We start from the raw sequence: 17,059 nt of genomic DNA, 5'->3' as shown, positions 1-17,059 counted from the left end.
TCCTCCTCTATTTACCTTCCGCTCCGGCACCGGTCCCGTAGATCACGCGCGAAGCGTAACTGGCGTTTCCCGCCTGGTCGACGGCCTCGACCCTGATCAGGTTGACGCCGCTTTTGAGCACCAGGTTGTGGGCGAAGCCCCCGTCGCCGCCTCCGGGCACCTCCACCCCGTTCACGTAGACCCGGGCGCCCGGCTCAACGCTCCCGGTCAGGGTGAAACTTCCGGCAGCGGCGCTTTGCGGCGGGAAGTCCACCTTCAGTTCGGGCGCTCTCAAAAACTGCAGCAGCTCGCAGCGCCCGGTGCGGCTGAAGAACCCTTCCCTTGCCTCGGTGATCCCGCTCACCCTCCAGAAATAGCTCCCCGCGTCGAGGGTCCCTGTGACGAGTTCCGGCACGGCCAGCTTCCGGTCGAGCACCAGGTTCTTGAAGCGCGGGTCGCGCGCGAGCTGGAAATGGTATTCCCCCGCCCTGCCGCTCCAGGCGAAGCGGACCTTGGGTGGCAGCCGGCGGAACCGGTAGAGGAGCTTGTCGCTTTTGAGCATCGGAACCTCCGGAAGCGGCACCGCCGGGCCTGCCGCGACCCCTCTTCTAAGGGTGATGCCGTGGTAGGCTGGAACCCGCACGAACCCGTCCTTCCCCTGGACCCTGACCTCGCCGGCGTAGACCGCGAGGCTCGATGCGTTGCCGTTGGGTGTGACGCGGAACCGGGCGGCCCCGGAAGCGACCCGGGCCAGGTGCCCGGCCGCCGAGATCTCCAGGCGGAGCTTCTTCTCGTTCGACAGGTTTCCCTGCAGCTCCCCCTCCACCTGTACCCGGTAGGCCGTGGGCTCCCCCTCCACCTTTTGGTTCAGGCGGGTGACCAGGACCAGCGAATTGCTACCTATGGTGAGGCGGTCGCTGGGGGCAAAGGACAAGGTTGCGCCCGAGCGATCGAAGGTCTGCACGGCGTCGTTGTTGTAAAGAAGCATCCCCTCCCGGGCCCCCTCCCAGGCGACCGAATTGCCGCGCCTGAAGCGGACGTCGCGGACCAGGGATTTGAGCGCCGCCTCCGGCGTGCGCCCGGCGCCGTCTTTTGCCGGAAGCTCTTCCGAGCGGCTCTCCAGCATCTCCTTCAGCGGGGTGCCGGATGGGAAGAGTGCGTAGAGAAAAACCATGAAGAGCCAATAGAGCGAAAGGACCAGGAGCAGGGAGGCGACGGTCTCCAGGGCAAGCCCACCGAATTTCCTGAGGCGGTCCCGGGCGCTCACGGCTCACCCCGCACGGGTGTCACGGTGCTGCGCTCGGAGCGCAGCCGCAGGTTCATGAGCTTGGAGCAGCCGGAGCCGTTTCTGAGCACCACCCCCAGTACCTGCTCGCCGTCTGCAAGCGGGAGCTCGTACTTGAAGCCCCCCGCCGGGTCGAGCGGAACCTTCCTCCCCGCAAGCTCCATGGAGCTTCCTTCCACCGTCCCCGAAAGCATGCAGTGTCCCTTGCCGTCGGCGTCGACCCTGACGCCGGAGGTTTCCTTACCGTACCCCACAAGCGTCTCGGCAAGAGGCTCGTGCACGGCCAGTTCCGGAAGCGGGAGCGAGGTGGCGAGGAAGCGCCCCTGCGAGTCCCCCATCTCGAGGTCGAGGTCGAGGGTGTTGCCGGGGAAGGTGGCCTCGAAGCGACCCAGGCGGTCGACCGGTATGGTGCGGCCGTTGATGACCACGAAGGGCTGGGTCCGGTAACGGTCGTCGGGGGAGACCGGGTGCAGCTCTTTGAAGTCCCCCTTCAACTCGACGCGGCGGTTCAACCTCCTGCCCGGGGTGGTGACGTTGTCGGCGACGGGGCGGGACTTGCCGTACCAACGCCGCAACAGCCGAGAGGGGGCGATCCCCTCCTCCCGTACCAGGTAATCGGCGGCGGCGTCGCACCGTCTCCTGGAAAGCGCCATGTTGTACTCCACGCTCCCGATGGCGTCGGTGTGCCCCTCGACGATCACCTTTTCCTGGGGGCGAGCCCGCAATACCCGTGCCGCCCCCTTGAGCAGGCGTTTCGCCTCCAGGGTAAGCTCCGAGCGGTCGAAAACGAAGGCGCCTCCGGAAAGCGTCAGGAGCACCGCCTCGCGGCGGTTCACGCCGAAGAGCTCGCGGCCGGTGGAGAAGACCGAGCCGTCGAGGTAGGTGACCTGCAGCTGGTACTGGTAGATCTCCCCCTGTTCCACCTTCTGGCGGTCGGTCTCGCCGAGCCAGGGGATGCGCTTTTCGGGCGCCCCGGTCCCCTGCAGCGTCCGCAGCACCTCCCCGTCGCGGTTCATCACCTTGAGGGTCCAGGAACCTACCTGTTCCGGCTGCTCCACGCTCGCCAGGAAGATGAGCGGTTCCGGGAACCGCCCACCCTTGAGCTCCAGGGAGCCCAGGCGCTCCCGGGTCAGCGTCACATCCGTGGAAGGAAGCTTCGCCCGCTCGCCGTTGACCAAGAGGGTGAAGAGCTCGGCGCTCCCCGAGAGAAGCACCGGCTCGTCCAGCCGCTCGGCCCGCACCAGGAGCGCCGGCACGGGAGCCAATGCGGGGGGGGGCAGGGAGACCGGGGCGGGCATCGGGATGGGGATCGCCTTCGCCTCCCTCGACTCGAACATGTCCTCGTCGAACTTCACCTTGATGCCGACGAAGGGGCCCTGCCCCTGGAAGGTCTCGCCGGTAAGATCGCGGTCGTCGAGCCTCGCGAAGTTGTAGCCGGCGGAAAAGACGACGTTTTTATAGACGCGGTAGCCTGCGCTCCCGACCGCTCCAAATGAGTGCATCCCCGCGTCGTACTGGTTCATGAGCTTCAGGTAGGCCGCGATCTCCCAGCGCTCCGCCAGGTCGTAGGAGAGCCCGGCCAGGACCAGGTCGGTGTAGCTCTGCATCATCCCCCCAGCCCCTTCGGCCCAATTGAGCTTCCCGGCGTATTTCCCCTGGGCGTTCCAGCGGCTCACGATGCGATAGGTGGGCTCGGCGGAGAGGATGACGCTGCGGCTTTCGAAGGAGCCGGGGAGGGAGCGCCTGTCTTCCACCTTGTAGCGCGCCAGGGTGAGGAGCTGTAGTGGCTCCCCCGCCAGCGGGCGGAAGGCACTCCCAAGGTAGCCGTCGAAGATGACATCGTCGCCCGCGTCGGCGTCGCGGTCCCATAGTGAGAGCTTGCCGAGGAGGGTGAGCGAGGGGCTCATCTTGTAGGCGGCGTTGGCGCCGTAGAGGGAGGCGGTCTCCCCCGGGCCGGTCCTCACCTCGTAGCGGCCGGAGAGCTTCAGGTCCCTGGCGCGGAGGTACTCCCCACCCAGGGTGAAGGCTGTGCGGGTGCCGCTGTTTCCCTCAACCGTCTGCACCCGCTCCAGAGAGGAGTTTAGGTAGAGCCCTTCGGCCGCGCGGTAACGGCTGTTCAACCCGACTATTGCCTGACCCCTTTGCTGCGACAGGGCGTGCTCGATCTGGTAGCCGGTCCGGGAATCGAGCCTGAAGCCATCGCCCTCCATGAGCCGGGTGTTCAAGTCGACGTTGCTCTGCTGGGAGTAGCCGGAGGCTCCGCTCGACATCTGGTAGCCGGTGGTGAGACGCATCCGGTCCGAGAGCCTGCTCTCCAGGCCGAACAGGGTGGCCTGGCGGACGAGGGGTGAGCGTTCCTGGTACTCCTCGGTGAGAAAGGCCTTGGTGCGCTCGGTGAGCCGGTAGTCGAGCTTGGCGAAGGTCTTGGTCTGGTAGTCGGCGACGCCGGAGGCGGAAAGAAGCTGTTCGCGCCTGAGCGTCGCATCGAGCTTTTTGGTGAGTGGGGCGATCACACCGGCGTAGACCAAGTCGGATTCCTCCGTTCGGCCGTCCACTTCCTCCCGCACCACCTTGACGCCCCCCTCCAGCTGCAGCAAGGAGAATTTCTTCACGATTCCGGCGTGGTTCGCGAAGAGTTTCCGGTCCCCAAGTTCATAGCGGTGCAGGAAACTCTCGGCGAAGAGGAGGGTGCCGGCCCCGACCCGGTAGTCGGCCCGGCCTCCGTACTTCTCGGTCCCAAGCTCGGTACCGGTCATCGAGGTGTTGAAGAAGTCCGACTCCACCTTCCGGTAATAAAGGTTCACGAGGAGCGGATCGATGGGGCGCGCGGCGAGTTCGGTCTTCCAGGCGCTCCCCCTGCCGTGTTCCAGGTTTTCGCTGACCGCCCCCTCCCCCTTCAGCGTCAGGCGCTCGCCCAGGCGCCAGGCGGCGTCGAGGCCGAAAAGGGTGTTGTCCTTAAGCGCCTGCTCCTCCACCACGGCGGTGCCGCCGATATGGGAACCGTTTTCGCTTCGGAGTTCCGCCCGTCCGCCGTAGACGTAGCGTTCCTCCCCGGGGCCTTCGGCCTGGTAGTTGACCACGATGGTGACCGGGTTAAGGAACTGGTCCAGGGAGGGGACCGGCTCCTTGAAGAGGATGGTCCCGGCCTGGTAGTCGATGGAGTAGTCGGCGTAGCGGACCTTCTCGGTCACCGAGATCACCCGTTCGCTGTGGTAGCGGTCGCGCACCTCGATCCTCACCCGCTCGCTGTTCTCGAAGAGGCCGCGCCTGGAGAGGAAGTAGTGGCCGGAGGTGCCGTTGCCGGGGATGTCGTCCCGCGTCACCGTCTCCTCGGTGCGGCTTTCAAACCCCTTCAGCGTGACCCTCTTGGTGTTCATCTCGAACTTCACGCCGTTCAGCGCCCGGTCGTAGCGGGAGAATTCGTTTTCGGAGAGGTCGGTGCGGTAGTCGCCTGCCATGAGGTAGGAGCGGCCGCTTTCCAGTTTTAGGTAGATCTTGCCGCGCGACTCCGCGTCGTAGCCGATGTCGCTGGCGTCGCCGTAGACCGGGTAGTACTTTTCCGGGTCGATCGCCTGGAACACCCCGTCGCGACGTTCCTTGTCCGAGTCGTAAGCGGCGGTCAGGAGGTACTTGCCGAGGATCTTCCCCCTGGTGAAGAAGGCGAGCCGTTCCTCGTGGAAGATCCCCTCGTCGAAGCGGTCGTCCTTGTCGATCTTCTCCAAGTTGCCGCTCACCGCTTTGCCCCCGACGGTGAGGGAGCCCAAGCCGACCAGGATCCAGTCGCGCCGGTCGGGGCTGAAGAAGAGATCCGCCTGGGCTGCGCTGCCGTTGCCCGCTCTGGCAATCAACAGGTCATTGCCGGTAGCGCGGCCGGAGCGGAGCTGGAAGACGCCGAGGCCGTCGGTGACGCGGACCTGGTGGCCCGGGAGGGCCGGGTCCAGGTCGGGCTCCAGGAGGGTCCCCTTGGCGAGGAAGAGCGTGACGCTGGCGGAGCCGGGGACCCGCCTGCCGGCGGAGTCCAGGAGCTCGACCTTGAAGGGGACTGTGGTTTTGTCGTCAGCGGGAAGCTCCACCCGCTCCGGGGTGAGCCTGACCCGCGCCACGGCATCGGCGGCGTCAAGCTCGGCGGCCGCAGCCGGCCACGGGGTCGGGCTTGTCGGGCTTGTCGGGCTTGTCGGGCTTGTCGGGCTTGTCGGGCTTGTCGGGCTTGCCGGGCTTGCCGGACCTGTCGGACCTGTCGGACCTGTCGGACCTGTCAGACCTGTCAGACCTGTCTGACCTACTGGCAGCGGTGCCGGCGCTTCCGGGTTCGCGGCGAGCGCGAAGTCGCCGCGCGCCGGACCGCCGAAGGGGACGGTGATGAACTGCGACCACCCCACCCCGGCAAATGCGGTGTTGTACGGCACGGACACAAACCGCGGGTCCAGGGTGGAGCGGTCCAGCTTGACCACATGGTCGCCTGCGTAAACCCCGGTGAAACTGTACTGGCCTTCGCTGTCGGTGAAGACGAAGGAGCCGTCCTCCAGGTACACCCTCACCCCGGCCTCGCCCGGCTCCCCTTGGTCCGGAACGCCGTTGCCGTTGCCGTCATGGAAAACCCTCCCCATGATGATGGCCTTATCCCCCAATATGGAGGATCTCACCTTGACGGAGGCGCTGGCGGGAGGAGAGACGACGCTCCCTCCGCTTGCGGGGCTGCCGGTGGCCCTGGCCCAGTTGACGGCGGTGCCGACGGGGGCATCGGCCGAGACCACCAAGCGGTAGTTGAGCACCTTGAAGGCTCCCTGTTCCAGGCTCTCCAGGTCCCAACTCAACTGCTGCCCCCCTCCCACCGGATCCGCCACGGCGAACCCGTCCACATGGCTCGACCCCTTGAGATAGCGGAACCCGCGGGGAACACGGTCGGCTACGGTGACATGGTTCAGCGCCCCATCCCCGACGTTCTGCACGCGCACGGTGTAGGGCACGATGTCGCCCGCCTCGGCTGCGCTGCTCCCGGCCGCCTTGGTCACCTGGAGCAACCGGGCCAGCACCGTGTTGAGAGTGCTGTTGCTGAGGGAGGGGACGGCGCTCTCCGCGCTGGAGACGCCGGCGGTGTTGACGATGGAAGCGCTTCCCGGGGCGTCGTCACGGACGCGCGCCTTGAAGGTGATCTCACCGCTGAAACCCGCTGGAAGCGAAGGTATGTCGAAGACGAGGGTCCGGGTAGCCGCATCGAAACTGACGTTTCCTGCAACCCCGGCAGGAAGCGCGGCACTCCCCTGCTGGTATTCAAGGAGGGGATCCAGCGGATCTATCACACGGACAGCTGCAACCTGGGCCCCGCCGCTGTTCCCAATCGCGATGCTGTAGGTCAACAGGGTCCCGGGAAGGACGCCCCCCACCGGGGAAACTGCCTTCATAAAGGAAACGCCCCCCGCCGGCACCTGGAGCTGGTTGGTCAGGCTCGCGCTCCGCGCCGGGACCAGCACGGAGGTGGCGCTCACCGCGATCAGCGCCACGCGTCCCTCGCGCCCTGCCGGCGGCGTTGCCCTCAAGATCAGCTCGACGGAGGCGCCGGGCTGCAAGGGGCCGATCGCCTGGACTCCGCCTGCGTCGATGGCAATGGGGGTCACGCCGTCTGCGGCGTAAAAACGAAGCTGCGGCACCGGGCCGCTTTCCGGGAGGCCCGCGTCGACCAGCGACGCCTTGAGCCTGAAGCTGTCGGCAAGGTTCCCCCGGTTGGTAAGGGTATGACGGAAATCGGCGGGTACTGACGCTTTCGTGGTCGCGGTACGAGGAGGCACCAGTTCAGGGTCGGAAAGGTCCTTGACGCTGACTGTGGTCTGGTTGGAGCGCACCTCGCGCAGGAGGGGGGTGGCGAAGCGGGCAGTGAAATCGTGCCTGATGACGGTTCCTGCCGAGGAAAGCGGGAACGCGTTACGCGGCAGGGCAAATAGGAGCGCGAGCGCAATCAGGCGCAACCACCTCCACCCCTTCATCTTCCTGCCTGCCGGGATCGTCATCGGTTGCCCCAGTTCACATCGTCATTCGACCTGAGCTTTGAAAAAGAGGTAGAGGGTTTTTCCAGGCGAGAGCGTGCCGCCGACCGTGTCGCTCGCCCCCTCGCCAAGAAGGGCGACGATGTTCCCTTCGGTTGCCGAGGCCAGGCCGCATTGGGCCTCCGGGCAAGGTGCCGCTTCCCCCTCGGATGCAAGGGATAGCAGCAGGGAATCGGGCGCCAGCTTGAGCCCGACCGGGACTGGGGTTTCGATCCGCAGCGTCGTGGCCGGCGCCGAGCCGCTGTTGGTGACCGCCATCCGGTACTGGAGCAGGTCTCCGGGGACCGCATCGACGTTCGCGGCGAAGACCCCTCCCTTGGTGAGGTTGCGTACCCCATCGACGAGCGAGAGGACCGCGGCCAGCGCGGTGGTGGTAACCTGGTCGCTGCCGCTGGCCTCTTCACCGGCAACGGCCAGCCGGGCGTCGGCCCGCGCGCCGTCGACGCCTGTTTCCGGGATGACGACGGCAAGGAAGAAGCGATGGGAGGCGCCGGGGGCGAGCGGGCCGGTGGAAACGCAGCGGTTCATCTCTCCGGGCTGCCGCACGCCGTCACCGGCGATCCCGCCTCCCGCCCCGTCGTCTGCGTAGAGGGTCGCGGGCCAGGCGCAGCCCTCGCCCAGTGAAAGAGTGAAGCTGTTCACTGCGTTGCCGACGTTGGTGACGGTGTAGGGGTAGGTGACCAGGGAACCGGGCGCTCCGCTTCCGTCCGGCGGCGCGGAAACTGTCACCGCCGCGGTAAGGCCGCAGGCGACGGTCTCGGTCTTGACCTGGTCCAGCGACGCCGCGTCACCGGCGGAGACCGCGGTGACCGGGACACGGTAGCTCGCCCCCAGGGTGAACTGGCTCAGGGTCACCTGCACCAGCAGCACGGCGGAAGCGCCTGGAGCGAGGCTTTCGGTACGATACCCCCCCGCGGATAACTCTGAGGCGCGCTCCACCCCGCCCTGGTCCCGGTAGCTCACGGTGAAGCCGCTGCCGCCTGCGGGACCGGTCAAGATGAAGCTGTCTGCCTGGTCCCCGGCGTTCTTCACCTGGACCCGGAATTGCGCGGGATACCCGGAATAGGATGCCTGTGACTTGGACTGAATCAGGGCTGTCGTCTCGAATATCCCTGCGCCGACATACGAGGCATCACCCTCGTTGGCAAGCCGCACCAAGAGGTCGGCCCGGTACGCCGCCAGGGCCTCTTCTCCCATGAGAAGCAGTAAAAACAAAGCGCAGCAAAGCTGCGCCAACAGAAAGGACGGGCATCTAGGTCGTAGCCAGTATTTATTAAGATGGTTTAATCTCATGACTTAGAAAAATAACAGAGGATCGTGCAGAGGCAAGAGCCAAAGAAAATTTGTCTTTTCAACGGCCAGATGGTATGTAGATGCGACCCGCAGCGAAGGGGAACCAGAAGTTGACAGGAGAGCCAGAATGGGACAGCCGGCATCGAAATATACGGAGACGGGAAGCCGCTACTACCAGTTGGCCAACCGCGACATGGTCTACCTGAAGTCGATACTTGAGGCTTACGAGGGGCTCAACACCATGAGCACCATCGACGGCAAGCGCGGCATCGTCCGCGTCAGCTTCCCGCTTTGCTTCGCCGGTGACATCGAGGCGCTGATGCATGAAATCGCCAAGGAAATCGTGATCACCGAGGTGACACAGGAGGGGGAGCCATGCTCGAAACCATAGACGCCGCAGCCATACTGCGCCGCGCCCTCTCCGCCGGCGGCGACTTTGCCGAGATCTACTACGAGGACGGCGCCTATACCTCGGTCATGTGCGAGGACGGCAAGGTGGAAAGGGTCCTCTCCTCCGCCGACCGCGGCATCGGCATCAGGGTGATCTCGGGCTTTTCGACCGCCTACGCCTACACCAACCAATTGAGTCAGGAGTCACTGCTGGGCCTGGCGGCGACGGTGAGCCGCGGGGTACGCGGGGGGCTCCCCTACGCCGAGTTCAACCTCTGCGAGCGCAGGGTGGCACCGGGTTTCCCCATCGGCATCGCTCCCGGCAGCATAGAGCTGGCCGAGAAGGTCGCACTGGTGAACCGGGCCGACCGGGCGGCGCGCGGTTTCGACAAGAGGGTGCGCCAGGTCATGGCCATGTACCGCGACGCGCAGACGAAGGTCCAGACTGTGAACTCTTTGGGGGAATTCCACGAGGAGAACAGCACGGCGACCGTCTTCGTCGTACAGGTGGTGGCGCAGCAGGGCAAGGTGACCCAGACCGGCTACGAGCCGCTGGGCGCCGCGCGCGGCTTCGAGCTTTTCGACCAGGCATCCCCCGAGGAGCTGGCGCTCAAGGCAGCCGCGCGTGGGGTGATGATGCTGGGAGCCCGCAAAGCCCCCTCGGGGCCGCTGCCGGTCGTCCTCTCCAGCGAGGCGGGGGGGACCATGGTGCACGAGGCGATCGGACATGGACTTGAGGCGGACCTGGTGCAGGCTGGGACCTCGGTCTATCGCGGCAGGGTGGGCGAGAAGGTAGCCTCGGAACTGGTCACCGTGATTGACGACGCCACCATACCCAACGCGCGCGGCTCCTTCGCCTTCGACGGCGAAGGGACCCCGGCGCAAAGGACCGTACTGGTGGAAAACGGCGTCCTCAAGGGTTACATGTACGACCGGCTCTCGGCGATGAAGGACGGCTGCGCCTCCACCGGCAACGGCAGGCGCGAGTCGTACCGGACGCGCCCCATAGTCCGAATGACCAACACGCTGATCGCCCCCGGCAAAAGCGACCCCGCGGAAATCGTGAGAAGCGTGGACCGAGGCCTTTTCGTGAAGCGTATGGGAGGGGGCCAGGTGAACACGGTGACCGGGGACTTCGTCTTCGAGGTGTCGGAAGGGTTTTTGATCGAAAACGGCGCGGTGGGAGAGCCGGTCCGGGGGGCTACGCTCACCGGCAACGGCCCCGAGGTGCTCAGGAAGATAACCATGGTGGGAAACGACCTCGGTTTCGGGATCGGAACCTGCGGCAAGGACGGCCAGGGGGTCCCGGTCTCCGACGCGCAGCCGACCCTGCTCATCTCAGGGATCACGGTCGGCGGCGCAGGGTAAGGCAAAAACAAGGCGCTTAACAGGGATGGAGGGTATAAAGGCATCCCTGTCGAGTGGCCTTTTAAGGTTTCTGGATTTTCCCCTCCTTCAAAACTTTCTCCATATGTGCGAGCTTTGGTTCGATCCCCTTCCCCACAAAGATCTGCGGGTTGGACGGGGTCTCGCCCCGCTCCTCCTCCCATTTCCTGATGGTCTCCCGCGCACGCTCGAAGCCCGCCGTGAAAGAGAATTCGTTGTTCAGCGCCTCCTCCAGGAACGCCTCGCCGAACCAGGTGAAGTCCTCGCCGAAGCCGCAGCCGAAAGACTCGTGGGTGGCGTCCGCCGCCGTGATCACCAGGGTTCCGTCATCCTGCAGCGGCTGGACAAAGCCGCCGGAGAAGCAGGCGGAGACCACGATCACTTTCGACTTGATCCCGGCTAGCGCCAGCTCGCGCTTCAAGAGCTCGGGCGTCAGCTGCTTGAGCTCCAAAGGAGGGTTGTTCACGGCGAGCTCGTGGTCCGCCGAGCCGTGGGAGCTTAGGTAAAGGAACAGGAGGTCCTCGTCGCGGTTCATCACCTCGCCAACCCGCACCAGGGTGCGCTCCAGGTTCCCCGCGCTGGCGAAGGGAAGCGATGTGGCGCTCTGCGGGTTGTTGGCCAGAAGCACCGACCTCCCGGAGGTGCCGAAGCGCCGGTCGAAAAGCCGCCTGGCGTAGTTGAGCTCCTTCAGGAAGACGTCCTGGGAGGCGTCGCCCGCGAAACCGACGAAGTAGAGGTCGATGGCGCCGGGCCGCCCCGGCTTCAGCGCGGCCAGCTCCCCGTCCAGAAGCTTTGCCTGCGCAGCAAGCACCTCATCGGTCAAGCGCAGCTCGCCACTCTCGCTCTCCTGCGCGGAGCTGGCCCAGAGGTCGCCCCGCTGGAAGGAATAAAGCGGAGGGAGCACCAGCAAGGCGAAAAGCAGGGGAAGCCTGAGCCGGCGCATCCCCCGGACAGGGTCGATGCGGAACAGGAAAAGGAGTGCCGCGGCTCCCCACCACCAGTAGAAGCGGTAGTAGTGGGGGGCTGTCAGGTAATCCTGGAGCCTTTGGAAGTGGGGGAGTTGTGCCACCCCTTCCAGGATGGCATGAGAAAGCTCGATGGGGATGCTCGCCGCGATGAGGGAGGCGGCGACGGCGGAAGCAGTCCCGGGACGGCAGAGGAGCCTTCCCGCGGCAAGGCCCAACAGCAGCAGTAGCGGCAGGTGAAAGAAGAAGCCCGGTATCGAGGCAGAGGAAAAGTACCCTCCGGTCCCCACCAGCACGAAGGAACAGACGAAGTTCAGCGCGAGGTCGGCCAGAACGAGGAGCACGAGGCGCGCGGGAGCGGGGTCAAGCCGCTCCAGGTCGGAGTGCAGTAAAAGCGCGAGGCGCACGCCCCCTTTGAGATCGCGCAAAAGACTCCTGAGGCGTCCCTTGTTTCCGCTTGCCGCAGGGGGAGCGACGCACGGCCCGGGCGTCTTTTCCCGAGCCTTTTCTTCGGCGCCCCCGCCCTCTTCGATCCCGGTTTCCAGGTGCTCTTCGCTTTCCAAGACTGTGAATACTAGCACGACGTCCCTCTTCCAAAGCCGGTTTGACCTGGCTTCACTTGATTTCATTTAACATTTTGTTTTTAATCGGGGGCTAATCCTGTTACCATTGCAGGCGCCGTGACAGCGCCCGCGCCGCAGGCGCAGCAGACACTAAAGTAGCAGAGAGGTCAACCCATGCCTAGCCAGAAATGGACGAAATCGAGCTGGCGCTCTTTTCCCGCCTTGCAGCAACCGGTGTGGCCTGCGGGCTCGGCGCTGGAGGAAACGCAGAAGACGCTGTCCCAGCTCCCGCCGCTGGTGTTCGCCGGCGAGTGCCAGACGCTGAAGGCCCAGCTCGCCGACGCGGTGGAAGGGCGCGCCTTCGTGCTGCAATGCGGCGACTGCGCCGAAGATTTCTCGCGCTGCACCGGCCCGGACATCAGAGAGCTTCTGAAGGTGATCCTGCAGATGTCGGTGGTGCTCGCCTTCGCCGGCGAGAAGCGGGTGATCAAGATAGGGAGGATCGCCGGACAGTACGCGAAGCCCCGCTCCTCGGACACGGAGATGGTGCAGGGGATCGAGCTTCCCAGCTACCGCGGGGACATGGTGAACAGCCCGGAGCCGACCCTTGAGGCGAGAACCCCGGACCCACGCCGGATGCTGGAGGGTTACTACCGGGCCGCCGCCACCCTCAACCTGGTCCGCTCCTTCACCCTCGGGGGCTACGCCTCGCTGGAGCGGGTGCAGGCCTGGCACCGCGCCTCGCTGGACGCCCTTCCGGCGGGGCAGAAGTACGAGGACCTGGTCCGGCAGATCTGGAAGACCATCAACTTCATGACCGCAATAGGGCTCGACCCGCAGCACACCCCGCAGCTGAACCAGGTGACGCTCTACACCTCCCACGAGGCCCTCTTGCTCGACTACGAGGAGGCGCTCACCCGGATGGATTCCACCAGCGGCGGGTGGTACGACTGCAGCGCGCACATGCTCTGGATCGGCGACCGGACGAGACAGCTGGAGGGGGCGCACGTCGAGTTTTTGCGCGGGGTGAGAAACCCGCTGGGGCTGAAGGTCGGCCCGAGCTACGACATCGACACGGTGAAGGCGCTGGCGCAGCGGCTGAACCCCGACAACGAGCCGGGGCGGCTCACCCTGATCACCCGCTTTGGCGCAGACAAGATCGATTCCTACCTCCCCAGGCTCTTGCGGGAGATCAAGCAGGAGGGATTCAAGGTGGTCTGGAGCTGCGATCCCATGCACGGCAACACCTACCAGAACGAGTACGGCCAGAAGTCGCGGAAATTCGAGGACGTCCTGCGCGAGATCAAGAACTTCTACCAGATACACAGGGCGGAGGGGACCGTCGCGGGGGGGGTGCACCTGGAGCTTACCGGCGACCACGTCACCGAATGCACCGGCGGGAGCCGCCAGCTTTTGGACAAGCACCTGCACCTGAACTACCAGACCAATTGCGACCCGCGCCTTAACGCCGAGCAGAGCGTGGAGCTCGCTTTCGAGCTCGCCGAGATGCTGCACCCGTGCAAGTGACGCCTGCTTCCGTCCGCCCCGCCCTCCCCGCTTCTTTTGCTTCGGGCCCCGCAGCCGCTCCGCGGCAGAGTCCCCGGCACCATCTTTGACGAAAAAAAACCTCCCCGGGCACCGGCCCAGGGAGGTTTTTTTTGCCTGCAGCGGTAACCCTAGTACTTTTTGCGCACGGTCTTCGCGGCGGTCTTCGGCGCGGCGGTTGCCGTGGAAAGGGTGAAATTCGCCAGTATCGCGTCGAAAGCGGTCTTGTTGAAGTTGTAGCCGGACTCGACCCTCGGCACGTTTGCGAACTCCGCCTCTCCCTGACGGATAGAGCCGTTAACCAGGGCGAAGATTATCTTTTCCGGAGTGTAGTCCAGGTACTGGGTGCGGTAGGCAAGCGGCACGTCCAGCACCAGCACCGGGTAGCCTACGACCGGCTCGACTATCTTCCAGGTACCCTCCAGGCTCAGGGGTGCCCCCGCCGCCAGGAACAGCAAGGTGCCGCTGGTCCCGGAGCCGGAGAAGCGCACCGAGAGCTCACGCCCGATGCCAAGCCCGCCGTTGAGCTGGTCGCTGACGGCCGGGAACTTGGCGGGGATGTCGGAGACTTTGGCTACGTCCATCAGCATGCTGTTGGGGTACCCTCCCACCCAGACGGAGAAGTAGTCGCTCTTGCGCGTGAAGGTCATCTTGTACGCTTCGGACCCTGCCGGGAAGGTGGCGCCCGCTTTGATGGGCGAGCTCTGCTTGGCCACGAAACTTGCGATCCCCTTGCCCGCCACGTCCATCTTGCTCACGGTGATGATCTCGCTGTCACCGGTGTCGACGTTGGTCCAGGTGGCGGTGCCGTCTGCGTTGAAGACCAATTTTCCCTTGGCAGCGCTGTCGTCTTCGAGGACCCACCCGGTCTTGGAGAGGACATAGTTGTTTGTGCTTTCGGTTCCAGCGACCCAGGCGGAGTTGATCGTGTCGTAGTTGAAGAACTCCTCGGTGAGCGCGAAGCCGTCGGTTCCCTGGGCGCCGAGCTTCACCTTGCCGTATTCGTAGGTGACCATCCCAAGGTCGTAATACATGTCGAGGTAGAAGAAGCCGTCGGAACCGAGGGCGGTCTGGAAGGAGCCGACCACCGGGGCGGTCGCGGCCTGCTCGAGGTTCGCCTGCAGCGTTGCCGCGTCGCTGGTGTCGATGGTCACGGTGCTGGTGGCGACTGTCGCCGGGTCGAAGTTGCCGCCTTGGGCGGCGCTGTCCACTGCGGTCGAGATGGCGGTAAGGTTCGCGGTCACCTCGGATACCACCATCTTGATGACGTCGTTCAGATTAGCCGTCGGCGCTGCCGCGGAGACCGCGGACATGTTGTTGCCGATCGCGGAGGCAACCACCTGCGCCACCAGGCTCACCTTCTCGTATTCCTGGCTTGCCCCTTTTTTCTGGACGAAGTCTTCGAAGAGGCTGGTCGCATCGGCAACTCCGAGGTTCGTTTTCACCACCGCCTCGGCTGCGGCCACATCCAGCACCGGGTTGGTCTCGATCTGGTTGTGGATCAGCGTGGTAAGGGGGGTGATCACCACCTGCCCGTCGGCAGTCTTCGGGGCGTTGGGAGGCGTGGACAGGACGTAGCTGTCGGTAAGGGTGGTGGCGCTGGCACCCTCGTGGTTTTTCGTCTGGCCGGCTTCGGCGCGGACCACGAGGGCGTGGGTGCTCAGATCCGTAGCGCTCACGCCGTTAATGGTGTAGCTCCCGTCCGCCGCGGTCATCGCAGTCGGCTCCCCGGTGGTGAACTGCTTGTCGTCGTTTAGATCCAGGAACACCCTGGCGTTCTCTAGATAACCGTCGGCGACGACACCCTGAACGCTGTTGCCCAAGGGGGTCCCTACCCCTGCCTCGCCCCCGCCGCCGCAACCTGCGGCAAGCAAAGCGCCCACTGTCAAAATACCGTGCAACCCCCTCCTCAGTACTCGATAGTTCATTGATTCTCCTTTTTTCGGGTTCTTTCAGGGCCTCGCAACCCTGTAGCAGAACTGCCTGGATTCGTAGATCGCAGACATATATCGGAATCTATGACCTTTACATTAGTCTTATTTGACTGAAGCATCGCCTTCACATAGAATCATCGGAACATTTCGCGCAGTGCACCCCACTTATCAGACAGATCTCTTCCAACCGCGAGGGCACCATGAAGATAGAAACCGCCTGCAACGACCCGATGCAACATGCTACCGCAGCGCTGGTGATCGGCTGCTTCGAAGACGCCAGTGACGGCCTCTTCGCCGCCTGCGACCAGGCGCTGGACGGATATCTCACCACCCTTATTGAAAGCAGCGAGTTCAGCGGCAAGCCCGGGGCGACCTTGCTTTTGCACAGCATGGGGAAGCTCCCGGCCCAAAGGCTCCTCCTGGTGGGGCTCGGCAAGAAGGGGAAAATCAGCAGCGAATCGCTGCGCCGGGCAGCGGGAAGTGCGGTAGGGGTGCTGCAGGGTGCCCGCGTCGCCCGCTTCAGCATGGCCCTCAACCTTTGCTGCAGCCCCCCGAAGGCTCTGGAGGCCGTCTTAGAGGGGGCCCTCCTCGGCAGCTACAGGTTCGAGCTTTACAAGACCAGGGAGAAGGAGGAGCGCTTCTCTTTCGATGCCATGACCCTGCTGGTCCCTGAGCAGGAATTGGCAGAGGCTAGGACGACGGCAGAGCAGGCGGAAAAGCTTTGCCGCGGGGTCTTTCTCGCGCGCGACCTGGTGTCGCATCCGGGGAACGTGGTGACGCCAGGGTACCTGGCCCAGGCCGCGCGGGAAATGGCGGCGCGAAACGCCATGGAATGCCGGGTCTACGAGCAGGAGGAACTGGAGTCGCTCGGGATGAACGCTCTTTTGGGGGTGGGGAAGGGAGCGGCCATGCCGCCGCGCCTGATCGTGGTCAGCTACCAGGGCGAAGGGGCCAAGGGACGCCCGGTGGTATTGGTCGGCAAGGGTATCACCTTCGATTCGGGCGGGATCTCCATCAAGCCCGGACCGGGGATGGAGGAGATGAAGACCGACATGGCGGGAGCGGCCGCAGTGTTCGGGACGCTGGAAGCGGCGGCCCTTTTGCGGCTGCCGGTGAACCTCGTCGGGATCGTCCCTACGGCGGAGAACATGCCCGACGGCAAGTCCTTCAAGCCGGGGGACGTCCTTACCTCGCTCTCCGGGACCACCATCGAGATCACCAACACGGACGCGGAGGGTCGGCTGATACTCTGCGACGCGCTGCACTTCGCACAGAAGTTCAAGCCGGCAGCCATGATCGATCTCGCCACCCTAACCGGCGCCTGCGTGGTCGCCTTGGGGCACGAGGCGAGCGGACTTCTCGGCAACGATCAGCGCCTGGCGGACGCCCTGAAAAAAGCAGGGGAGGAAACCGGGGAAAGGCTTTGGCAGCTGCCGCTTTGGGACGAGTACGGCGAGGGGATGAAGAGCGACATCGCCGACCTGAAGAACTCCGGGAGCAGGGACGGAGGGACCATCAAGGCGGCCTGGTTCCTGAAGCAGTTTGTGGGGGAGACCCGCTGGGCCCACCTCGACATCGCCGGCACCGCCTGGAGCGACAAGGCGCGCCCCTACTCCCCCAAGGGTGCGACCGGCGTCGGCGTCCGGCTCCTGATCGAGTACCTGCGCCAGAAGTAGAC

At 65.0% G+C, this 17,059-nt stretch carries 9 protein-coding genes; 4 read left to right on the top strand and 5 right to left on the bottom strand.

Annotated features, from left to right (window positions below):
• Positions 1-7 precede the first annotated feature (7 nt).
• From GEOBRER4_RS07660 to GEOBRER4_RS07650, 3 genes are read right to left on the bottom strand one after another with little or no spacing between them, the layout of a single operon-like run.
• Positions 8-1,246, bottom strand: coding sequence for a hypothetical protein (locus GEOBRER4_RS07660; protein WP_185244898.1), 1,239 nt, complete (start codon positions 1,244-1,246; stop codon positions 8-10).
• Complete coding sequence (locus tag GEOBRER4_RS07655) at positions 1,243-7,269, bottom strand: OmpA family protein (RefSeq protein ID WP_185244897.1); 6,027 nt, start codon at positions 7,267-7,269, stop codon at positions 1,243-1,245. Before GEOBRER4_RS07655 ends, GEOBRER4_RS07660 begins: the two co-directional genes overlap by 4 nt.
• Before the next feature lie 21 nt (positions 7,270-7,290).
• Entirely contained in the window at positions 7,291-8,520 is a 1,230-nt protein-coding gene (locus GEOBRER4_RS07650; RefSeq protein ID WP_226377924.1) for a DUF11 domain-containing protein, read from the bottom strand.
• A gap of 205 nt (positions 8,521-8,725) precedes the next feature.
• Between GEOBRER4_RS07650 and GEOBRER4_RS07645 the strand changes: the two genes are divergently transcribed.
• Both GEOBRER4_RS07645 and GEOBRER4_RS07640 read left to right on the top strand, forming a co-directional pair.
• On the top strand, positions 8,726-8,989 hold the full coding sequence (locus GEOBRER4_RS07645) for a DUF4911 domain-containing protein (RefSeq protein WP_085813113.1): 264 nt from the start codon (positions 8,726-8,728) through the stop codon (positions 8,987-8,989).
• Entirely contained in the window at positions 8,974-10,356 is a 1,383-nt protein-coding gene (locus GEOBRER4_RS07640; protein ID WP_185244895.1) for a TldD/PmbA family protein, read from the top strand. Before GEOBRER4_RS07645 ends, GEOBRER4_RS07640 begins: the two co-directional genes overlap by 16 nt.
• 61 nt (positions 10,357-10,417) lie before the next feature.
• Here the strand turns inward: GEOBRER4_RS07640 and GEOBRER4_RS07635 are convergent, their stop codons facing one another.
• Entirely contained in the window at positions 10,418-11,920 is a 1,503-nt protein-coding gene (locus GEOBRER4_RS07635; RefSeq protein WP_185244894.1) for a C13 family peptidase, read from the bottom strand.
• Between the two features lie 156 nt (positions 11,921-12,076).
• Here GEOBRER4_RS07635 and GEOBRER4_RS07630 point away from each other — a divergent pair, with 156 nt between their 5' ends.
• Positions 12,077-13,429: a class II 3-deoxy-7-phosphoheptulonate synthase gene (locus GEOBRER4_RS07630; RefSeq protein WP_185244893.1), complete on the top strand. Its 1,353-nt coding sequence runs from the start codon at positions 12,077-12,079 to the stop codon at positions 13,427-13,429.
• A gap of 149 nt (positions 13,430-13,578) precedes the next feature.
• Here the strand turns inward: GEOBRER4_RS07630 and GEOBRER4_RS07625 are convergent, their stop codons facing one another.
• On the bottom strand, positions 13,579-15,375 hold the full coding sequence (locus GEOBRER4_RS07625; protein ID WP_185244892.1) for a hypothetical protein: 1,797 nt from the start codon (positions 15,373-15,375) through the stop codon (positions 13,579-13,581).
• Positions 15,376-15,581: 206 nt separating this feature from the next.
• Here GEOBRER4_RS07625 and GEOBRER4_RS07620 point away from each other — a divergent pair, with 206 nt between their 5' ends.
• Complete coding sequence (locus GEOBRER4_RS07620) at positions 15,582-17,057, top strand: leucyl aminopeptidase (protein ID WP_185244891.1); 1,476 nt, start codon at positions 15,582-15,584, stop codon at positions 17,055-17,057.
• The last annotated feature ends 2 nt before the right edge of the window (positions 17,058-17,059 follow it).

Source organism: Citrifermentans bremense (assembly GCF_014218275.1).
Lineage (GTDB): Bacteria > Desulfobacterota > Desulfuromonadia > Geobacterales > Geobacteraceae > Geomonas > Geomonas pelophila.
This window is presented reverse-complemented; position numbering and strand designations above follow the sequence as displayed.